Consider the following 9277-nt stretch of genomic DNA (forward strand, 5'->3'; position numbering starts at 1 on the left):
TGTGGGGGGGCAAGTGTGCTGTGGGTTTGGTTGTTGGGGTTCGCGCTGCTTACCCCAAGTTATTGGTAGCTAAAGGGTGGGTTTTGGCGCCGCTAACCCAACCTGCTCAACCTTTCGGCACGGTTTCAGAGTCTCGCGAACAACACGCCGTGCCCTGGCAACGTCATTTGCCCGTTTTCCAACTTGCCCTGCTCAAGCCCATGCCCGTCCAGGGAAATCGCGTTATCGAAACCAGGCAACGCCAGTGACAGCGATCGCTTGCCGAGATTGAACACCGCCAATACGCGCTCGCCCGCATGGCTGCGCACGAACGCCAGCACCGGTTCGGGCACGTCGAGGAAACGGATGTCGCCGCGCTGCAGGGCAGGCTGCGTGGCGCGCCACTGCATGAAGCGGCGAAAACCGTGCAGCACGGAATTCGGGTCGGCTTCCTGGTGCGTGACGGTGAGGGTCTTGTGCGCTTCGTCGATCGGCAGCCACGGCGCGCTCGTGCTGAAACCGGCGAACGGACTGTCATTCCAGGGCATCGGTGTGCGGCAGCCGTCGCGGCCTTTGAAGTTCGGCCAGAAGGTGATGCCGTAGGGATCGCGCAGCGATTCGAATGGCACCTCCGCTTCGGTAAGGCCGAGCTCCTCGCCCTGATACACGCACACCGAGCCGCGCAGCGAGCACACCATCGCGGTGAGCAGGTTGGCCAGGCGTGGCGAGGCATTGCCGTTGCCCCAGCGCGTGAGCACGCGCTCCACGTCGTGATTGGAAATGGCCCAGCATGGCCAGCCTTCGCTGACCTGCGCTTCCAGTTGTTCGACTGTGTGGCGAATGTACGCGGCGCTGAAATCGCTGCTGAGCAGTTCGAAGCTGTAGCCCATGTGCAGGCGACGGCCATGGGTGTATTCGGCCATCGTCGCCAGCGAATCCTCGGAGGAGATTTCACCCAGCGACACGGCGTTCGGATAGCGATCGAGCAGGGCGCGCAGGTCTTCCAGAAACGCGAGGTTTTCCGGCTGCGTGTTGTTGTACAGGTGATACTGGAACGCGTACGGATTATCCGGGCTGAAGCCGCGGCCCACGCGTTTTTCCTTCGGCTTGGGCGGGTTGTCGCGCAGTTGCTGGTCGTGAAAGCAGAAGTTGATCGCATCCAGGCGCAGGCCATCCACGCCCTTGTCCAGCCAGAAGCGCACGTTGTCGAGCACCGCCGCGCGCGCGTCCGGATGATGGAAATTCACATCCGGCTGCGAGGCGAGAAAGTTGTGCAGGTAGTACTGCCCGCGCCGCGGCTCCCATTGCCAGGCCGAACCGCCGAAGATCGACAGCCAGTTGTTCGGCGGGCTGCCATCGGGTTTTGCATCGGCCCACACGTACCAGTCGGCCTTGGGGTTGTCGCGGCTTTCGCGGCTTTCCTTGAACCAGGCGTGCTGGTCGGAGGTGTGGCTGAGCACCTGGTCGATCATGACCTTCAAGCCCAGGCCGTGCGCCTTGGCAAGCACGCGGTCGAAATCCTCCAGCGTGCCGAACAGCGGATCCACGTCGCGGTAATCGGCGATGTCATAGCCGAAATCGGCCATTGGCGAACGGAAGAACGGCGCGATCCAGATCGCATCCACGCCCAGGCTGGCGACGTAGTCCAGGCGTTCGAGAATGCCCGGCAGATCGCCGACGCCGTCGCCATTGGTATCCAGAAAACTGCGTGGATAGATCTGATAGATGACGGCGCCGCGCCACCAGGATGCATCGGTCATGTGCAACGGTTTCCCTGTAAGGCCGAAAACTCGCCTTCGTCTGTTTCCCTAGCCACTGGAGCAGTGGATCGAGGCGAGCGCATCTTGCGTACTCATTATGGCCGTCATTCCCGCGAAAGCGGGAATCCATCGTTGCCTTTTGCATCGGAGCAAAGTGGATTCCCGCTTTCGCGGGAATGACAGCCGTGAGAGGTGCGCGCAAGACGCATTCCACCCCGACTTCCGAGAGGAAGCAGCTTGTTGGCGTGGTGCAGCTTAAGTCTGAGGTTCCTGTTGCTTGCATGGCCTGCATACGTATTCATTCGTGCTGCGGTTGCGGCATGAAGCACGCGTCGCGAAAACCGGCGCACGCAGGCCCGATGTCATGACGGGCACAAAAAAATGAAGGGATCCCGGCATTTTTGGCGGGTTCGGCGTAATGGCGCGTGCATGCTAACCGCTCATGTTGCGCTGCGATGACGGCCGGCGAGCCCGGGGTATGAATACGTATGCATGATGTGGTCTGCTGGGAAAAACGCGCCCTACCATCCGCTCACGCCGCCGGTTTCGTCCGTCGCGTGGGCGCCGACCGCATCGCGAACCAACGCACCGGCGGCCGACAAAAGGCGATTACAAGAAATTTTTTTGGGGAGGGGACTCGTGATACTCAAGCGTAATGTGCTGGTGATGGCTCTTGCTTCGGCCGGTCTCACCATGGCTTTCGGCGTGCAGGCCGCGACGGACAACACCGGCGCGCAGACCACGCCCGGCACCTCGCAACAGGCAAGCACCGCCAGCAACGACACCGGCAACGGCAGCACGTCGCAGGCGACGACCAATCCGAAGAGCCAGGCGCAACTGGCCAAGAGCCTGTCCACGGTGACGGTGACCGGCTTCAGCAGCAGCGTGGAAAAGTCGATCGACTACCAGCGCTATGCCGATACCATCCAGAGCGTGGTGACGGCGGCCGATATTGGTGGCCTGCCGGATCAATCGATCGCCGACTCGCTGACGCATCTGCCGGGCGTATCGGCCGAGCGCATCGCCGGCCAGGCATCGCAGATCAACATCCGCGGCCTTTCCGGTGATTTCATCCTCACCACGCTGGATGGCCGAGAGCAGCCGTCGACCAGCGGCACCAACTACATCGAATTCGATCAGTACCCGTCTGAGCTGATCAACATGGCGACGGTGTACAAGACCTCGCAGGCTTCGCTGATCGAAGGCGGCGTGGCCGGCACCATCGCGCTGCAGACGGCCAATCCGCTGGACAACACCAAGGATCAGTCGCTCAACGTCGACGCGCGCGGCAGCTATGACGGCCAGGCGCACGACGTGCCGAACGCCAATCCGGTCGGCTACCGCCTGAGCGTGGCCTACCAGGGCAAGTTCCTGCACAACACGCTGGGTATCGGGCTGGGTTTTGCGGATTTGTATCAGCCGCATGTGGCCGAGCAGTTCGTGGGCGAGGCGTCGGATGGCAGCCTCTATAAACTGAATAGCAGCGCTGGCTCACCGAGCGCCTATCTGCCCGAAGGCTATCAGCTGCAGCAGAACGGCGGCGAAGAGCGTCGCCGCGGCTATCTGGGCACGGTGGTGTGGAAGCCGACCGATGAGCTGCAGCTTACTGCTGACACGTTCTTTTCGAAGTTCTTCAACTCCTCGTTCGGCTACGGCCTGCGTTCACAGAACTTCTACGGCAACAACGCGCAGATCACCAATCCGGTGCTGAGTTCGCTGGGTACGGTCATTGGCGGCACGGTGACCAACAATCCGTTCGGTGGCAGCATCGATCCGCGTACCAATCAACCGTATAACTATCAGTTCTCCAACGAAACCACTGCAGACAACTACACCAAGCACCAGAGCGTGTTCTCCGGCGGCTTGAACATGAAGTGGCATCACGGCAACTGGCACGTGGAATCGGATATCTCGATGTCGCGCGCCACCAGCAACGAGATCAACGTCGACACCACCGCCGATCCGTACACAGGTCTAGGCACCGGTGCGCCACAGTTGATGGCGCAGTCGACCACGTTCCAGTTCAAGGGTCGCAACATCGGCGACGTATCGGTCGCCAACCCGGGCCTCTATACCAATCTCAACGACATGGCCCTGTCGCGCTACGGTGTGTATCCGTACATCTATCACGACCGGAACAAGGCGTTCCGCACCGCCGTGCAGTACGACCTGCCGGAGAACCCGGTGTTCTCGGCCGTCGAAGCGGGCGTGTACTTGAACAACCACACGTACAACGCGGACCGCGAAGTGTACGTGTATGGCTCGGAGTGGAACACCTCGCCGGTGGCTGGCGAGCCGCCGCTGACAATTCCGACCAGTGCCGCGCAAGTCACCTGCTGGAAGGGCAAGTTCAGCGGCTTCCCCTGCTTCCTTACGCTCAATGGCCCGGCGATCCTTGCGGCTCACGGCATCGTCGCCAACCCGGTGAAGAACATCACCGACCAGAGCTGGTCGGAAATCCAGAGCGGCTCGGTCAACGAAAAGACCCGCGACCTGTTCGTGATGGGCGACATCGACGCGCAACTGTTCGGGCATGAGCTGACCGGCAACGTGGGCGTGCGCGTGTCGCGTCAGTCGCAATACAGCTATGGCCTGCAGCAGGTCGGCAACGGCGCGGGCGTGCTGATCGTCGATGGCAACGGCAATAGCAGCAGGGACTATGCACCGATCAAGCTGGGCAAGACCTACACCGACTATCTGCCCTCGTTGAACCTGATCTATCACTGGACCGACAACGACCAGACGCGTTTCTCGGCGTCCAAGGCGCTGTCGCGTCCGCCGATCAACACGATGCTGGCCGGCGCCGGCTCGTGGGTCTCGAGCGGCCAGTACAACGTGTGGGGCAGCACCAGCCCGTTGCTCGATCCGCTGCGCGCCACCCAGTACGACCTGGACTACGAGCACTACTTCGATGATTCCACCGGTGCGGTCACGGCCGGCGTGTTCTTCAAGAAAGTAAATTCGTTCGTGCAGAACGTTACCTACAACAATTTCGACTTCGCCTCCATCGGCATCACCGTGCCGAACGATCCGGCCACCGGCAAGCCGTATGCGAACGGCCAGTACCAGACCTCGTACAACGCCAAGGGCGGCGACGTGCGCGGTATCGAAGCCTCGTTCACCAAGACGCACTTCCTGCCGGGCATCTGGTCGGGCCTTGGTTTCGATGCGAACCTGGCGCTGACCAACAGCAACGTGCACAACCCGACCAACCTGGCCGGCCCGACCACGTACATCGGCCTGCCGGGCTTGTCCAAACGCGTGGCGAGTGCGGCGGTGTTCTACGACAACGGCACGTTCTCCGCGCGTTTCTCGGCGAACTACCGCTCGTCGTTCCTCTCCAACACGCAGATTGCGGTCAACAACCAGTTGGTGACGTTCGCGTCCGAAACGGTGTACGACTTCCAGGCGGCCTACAACATCACCAAGCAGCTGAGCGTGGTGTACCAGATGCTCAACATGAGCAACCAGCCGACCAAGACCTACTTTGGCGGCAATCCGCAGCAGACCGGTACGATCCAGTACTTCGGACGCACCAGCTATCTGGGCGTGAACTTCAAGCTCTAAGTGAAGCAACGTGCCGGACACCCTCCCGTGGTGTCCGGCGCGCTCCCCCGGCCCGGCTCCGTTGACGATTGTGGAGCCGGGTCTTTTTCCAGGCGCGATCCCCATCGACTCGTTGCGCGGCCGTGCCGTGACGACGACACTCCACTCCCGGGAGGCGACCCTATGTTCAAGTTCACCACCGCACTACGTTCCGCCGTGATCGTTGCGGCGCTCGCGCTGCTGTCCGTGCCGTCTTTTGCGCAGGAGAAGGCCGCGACGAAACCGGCTGCGCAAGCGTCGTCGGACGTCTATTACGAAATCTTCGTGCGCGCGTTCTATGACAGCAACGGCGACGGCATCGGCGATCTCAATGGCGTCACCGCCAAGCTCGATTACATCAAATCGCTGGGCGTCAGCGGCATCTGGCTGATGCCGGTCAATCCCTCGCCGACCTACCACGGCTACGACATCACCGACTACGAAGGCATCAATCCGCAGTACGGCACGCTTGAGGATTTCAAGCAGCTGGTGGCCGAGGCGCACAAGCGTGGCATCAAGGTGGTGATGGATATGGTGATCAACCATACCAGCGACCAGCATCCGTGGTTCAAGGCGGCGCTGGATCCGAAGGACCCGCATCATGACTGGTACCTGTGGGCCAAGCCGGGCACCGACCTCAAAGCCATCAGCGCCGTCGGCGGTTCCGCCTGGCATCGCGCACCCAATGGCGCCTATTACGAAGGCACCTTCGTCGCCGCCATGCCCGATCTCAACTACGACAATCCGGCCGTGCGCAAGGCGATGATCGACGTTGGCCGCTTCTGGCTGCGGCAGGGTGTGGACGGTTTTCGCCTGGATGCCGCGCAGCATGTCTATGACGATCTGCGCACCGACATGAACGACCCCATCGCCTTGCAGAAGAACCTGCGCTGGTGGAGCGAATACCGCCGTGCGCTGGAGGCGGCCAATCCGCACGTATGGCTGGTGGGCGAGGTGGCGCGCCAGAATCCGGACGACCTCACGCCGTATATGGGTCCGCTCAATACCGTGTTCGATTTCCCCCTTGCCATGCAGCTGATCCAGAGCGTGAACCAGGAGCGCAATTTAGGTGTAGGCCGCGGGCTGCAATACACCTACGCAGCCTATCGCGAGCATGCGCATGGCGATTTCGACGATGCGCCGTTTCTCAGCAATCACGACCAGGATCGCGTGATGAGCCAGCTCGATGACAACATGGCGCATATGCGCGTGGCCGCCGCGCTGCTGCTCACGCTGCCGGGTCATCCCTTTATCTATTACGGCGAAGAGCTGGGCATGCAGGGCGCCAAGCCCGATGAGAACATCCGCGAGCCGATGCGCTGGTACCGCAACGGCAAAGGCCAGGGCACGGCGAGCTGGAAAGCCTGGAGCACCACCGACGACGCGGCGATTTCGGTGGAGGCCGAGCAAGCCGACGCCGGTTCGCTGCTCAATCTGTATCGCACGCTGATCGGCTGGCGCCAGCAGGTGGACGCGCTGCGCGACGGCGTATTGCATGACGTGCCCGCGGCCGATCCACACCTGCTGGCGTACACCTTGCAAGATGCGCAGTCGCGCGTGCTGGTGGTGCATAACCTGTCGCGTGAAGCGCGTGTGTTCGAGCTGGGTGCGGGTGCGCATGTGACGTCGGTGTTACTGCACAGCCAGGATGGCGTGGTGCTGGCGAACGGCAAGCTGACGCTGCCGCCGTATACGACCGCGATCTTGCGGTGACGTATGCCGCCTCGGGAGCCGTAAGTTGGGGTGCAAACCCCAACATTCGACAAGTCCATGCGTCCCGACGTTGGGGTTTGACCTACCCCTGCCTTGATCGAGTGCGGTTATAGTCGGGAGCCCCGCGTGACACCCCGCTCCCCGTTGCAACAAGAAGGATGGTGGATGACAACCCTGCGTAACCTGGCCGTCTATGGCCTGCTGATCGCCTCCACGTCTTGCTCGGCTTTCGCTGACCAAACTCCCGCAACGTTCCAGCTCGATCACGCCGATGCGCGCGGTATCGAGCTGGTACAGGGTAACGACCGCATCAGCGTGCGTTTCGTCGCGCCGAATGTGGTGCAGGTCCACGGCATGCCACACGGTCGCAGCACGCGTCCGGGGATCGTGATGGATCCGCATGGTTCGCGCGATCCGCTGTCGAACCTGCGCGTGCGCACTAGCGCCGATGGCGCGTCCGTAGCCAGCAAGGAGCTGACCGCCAGCTGGGACAAACGTACCGGCCGCCTCACCATCGCCGACGCGCAAGGAAAACCGCTGCTGCAGACCGATCCGGCCAGCCTGATGGATCGCCGCATCGACCTGCAGCACGACGCCGGCGATGCGCTCTACGGCATCGGCGGCTACGACGCCTTCGAGCCGGCCAAGGGCGGCTTGCTGCGCCATGGCGTGCAGATCGCCAAGGCCGGCGAGCAGGGTTATCCGGGCGGACCGTTCGTGTGGAGCACGCGCGGCTACGGCGTGCTGGTCGATACGGTCGGCGCCAAATTCGATCTGGAGGGCGATCATCTCGCGGTCAGCGGCATCAACCGCGAGGACGTCAGCTATGACGTGATCGCCGGCACCCCGCCGAAGATCTTCGCCGCGCTCGCTAGCTTGAGCGGTGCGCCGCCGATGTTTCCGAAGTGGGCAATGGGCTTCACCAACAGCCAGTGGGGCATCGACCAGCAGGAACTGCTGGCCATCGTGAAGGGCTATCGCAATCGGCACATTCCGATCGACAACTTCACCTTCGACTTCGACTGGAAAGCCTGGGGCGAGGACAACTACGGCGAATTCCGCTGGAACGAAAAGAAATTCCCGGACGGCCCCAGCGGTGCGCTGAAAACCAGCATGGACCAGCTCGGCATGCATATGACCGGCATCATGAAGCCGCGCATCCACGTCGATACGGTGGAAGGGCGCTACGCCGAGGCGCACGGGTTCTGGGTGCCGGGCAAGCCGCAGAATCCGGATTACTTCTCGCTGAAACTCGTGCGTGAGCTCGACTTCGACCAGTCCGCAGTGCGTGCGTGGTTCTTCAACGATGCGCTCAAGCATGCCTTCGACACCGGCATCGTCGGCTGGTGGAACGACGAAGCGGACGACACCAACAGCAACACGCAATTCCTCAACATGCAGCGCGCGCTGTACGAAGGCCAGCGGGCGTACACGCCGACGCGGGTGTGGTCGATCAATCGTGACTTCTATCTCGGCGCGCAACGTTATGCCTACGGCTTGTGGTCGGGCGACATCGACACCGGCTTCGACAGCATGGCCGCGCAGCGCCAACGCATGCTGAGCGCCATCGACGTGGGCGAGATGAAATGGGGCATGGATGGCGGCGGTTTCAAAGGCCATCCGGACAGCGAGAATTACGCGCGCTGGATCGAGTTCGCCGCGTTCGTGCCGATCTTCCGCGTGCACGGCACGCTGGGCGAAAAGCGCCAGCCATGGATGTATGGCGCGGTCGCGGAAAAAGCGGCGGCGGACGCCATGCGCCTGCGTTATGCGCTGATTCCCTATATCTACAGCTACGAGCGCACCGCCACCACCGAAGGCGTAGGGCTGGTGCGGCCGCTGACGTTCGACTATCCGGACGATCCGCAGGTGCGCGACGACGTGGATGCGTGGATGTTCGGCGAAAGTTTGCTGGTGTCGCCGGTGGTGGCGAAGGGACAGACCGAGAAAGACATCTATCTGCCGGCCGGGCAGTGGACCGATTACTTCACCGGCAAGATCTACCAGGGTGGCCAGACCATCCATTACGCGGTGGACAGCAAGAGCTGGAGCGACATTCCGCTGTTCATCCGCGATGGCGCGATCATCCCGACGCAGCCGGCGATGGATTACGTGGGCGAGCGGCCGGTGAGCGAGCTTACCGTGGACGTTTTTCCCGCCGGCCACGCCACGCACTTCGATTATTACGACGATGACGGCAGCACCTATGCCTACGAGCATGGCGCGTTCTATTCACAACG

Annotated in this window: 4 protein-coding genes; 3 read left to right on the forward strand and 1 reads right to left on the reverse strand. The window is 62.2% G+C overall.

Features of this window, described 5'->3' with window-relative positions:
- Nucleotides 1–125: 125 nt before the first annotated feature.
- Nucleotides 126–1739, reverse strand: a complete 1614-nt coding sequence (locus ACTHNE_RS18105; protein WP_324942537.1) for an alpha-glucosidase family protein — start codon at nt 1737–1739, stop codon at nt 126–128.
- Nucleotides 1740–2378: 639 nt separating this feature from the next.
- On the opposite strand from ACTHNE_RS18105, the gene ACTHNE_RS18110 reads away from it, so the two are divergent.
- The 3 genes from ACTHNE_RS18110 to ACTHNE_RS18120 all read left to right on the forward strand — a co-directional run.
- The gene (locus ACTHNE_RS18110; RefSeq protein WP_324942540.1) at nt 2379–5306 is read left to right on the forward strand and encodes a TonB-dependent receptor; all 2928 of its coding nucleotides are present in this window, start codon (nt 2379–2381) and stop codon (nt 5304–5306) included.
- A gap of 162 nt (nt 5307–5468) precedes the next feature.
- Complete coding sequence (locus ACTHNE_RS18115; RefSeq protein ID WP_324942543.1) at nt 5469–7037, forward strand: alpha-amylase family glycosyl hydrolase; 1569 nt, start codon at nt 5469–5471, stop codon at nt 7035–7037.
- Nucleotides 7038–7202: 165 nt separating this feature from the next.
- Nucleotides 7203–9277, forward strand: a 2075-nt coding sequence (locus tag ACTHNE_RS18120; RefSeq protein ID WP_440269964.1) for a TIM-barrel domain-containing protein, incomplete at its 3' end; no start/stop codon positions are given.

Origin of the sequence: Dyella sp., from assembly GCF_051954575.1 — a bacterium.
Taxonomy (GTDB): domain Bacteria; phylum Pseudomonadota; class Gammaproteobacteria; order Xanthomonadales; family Rhodanobacteraceae; genus Dyella_B.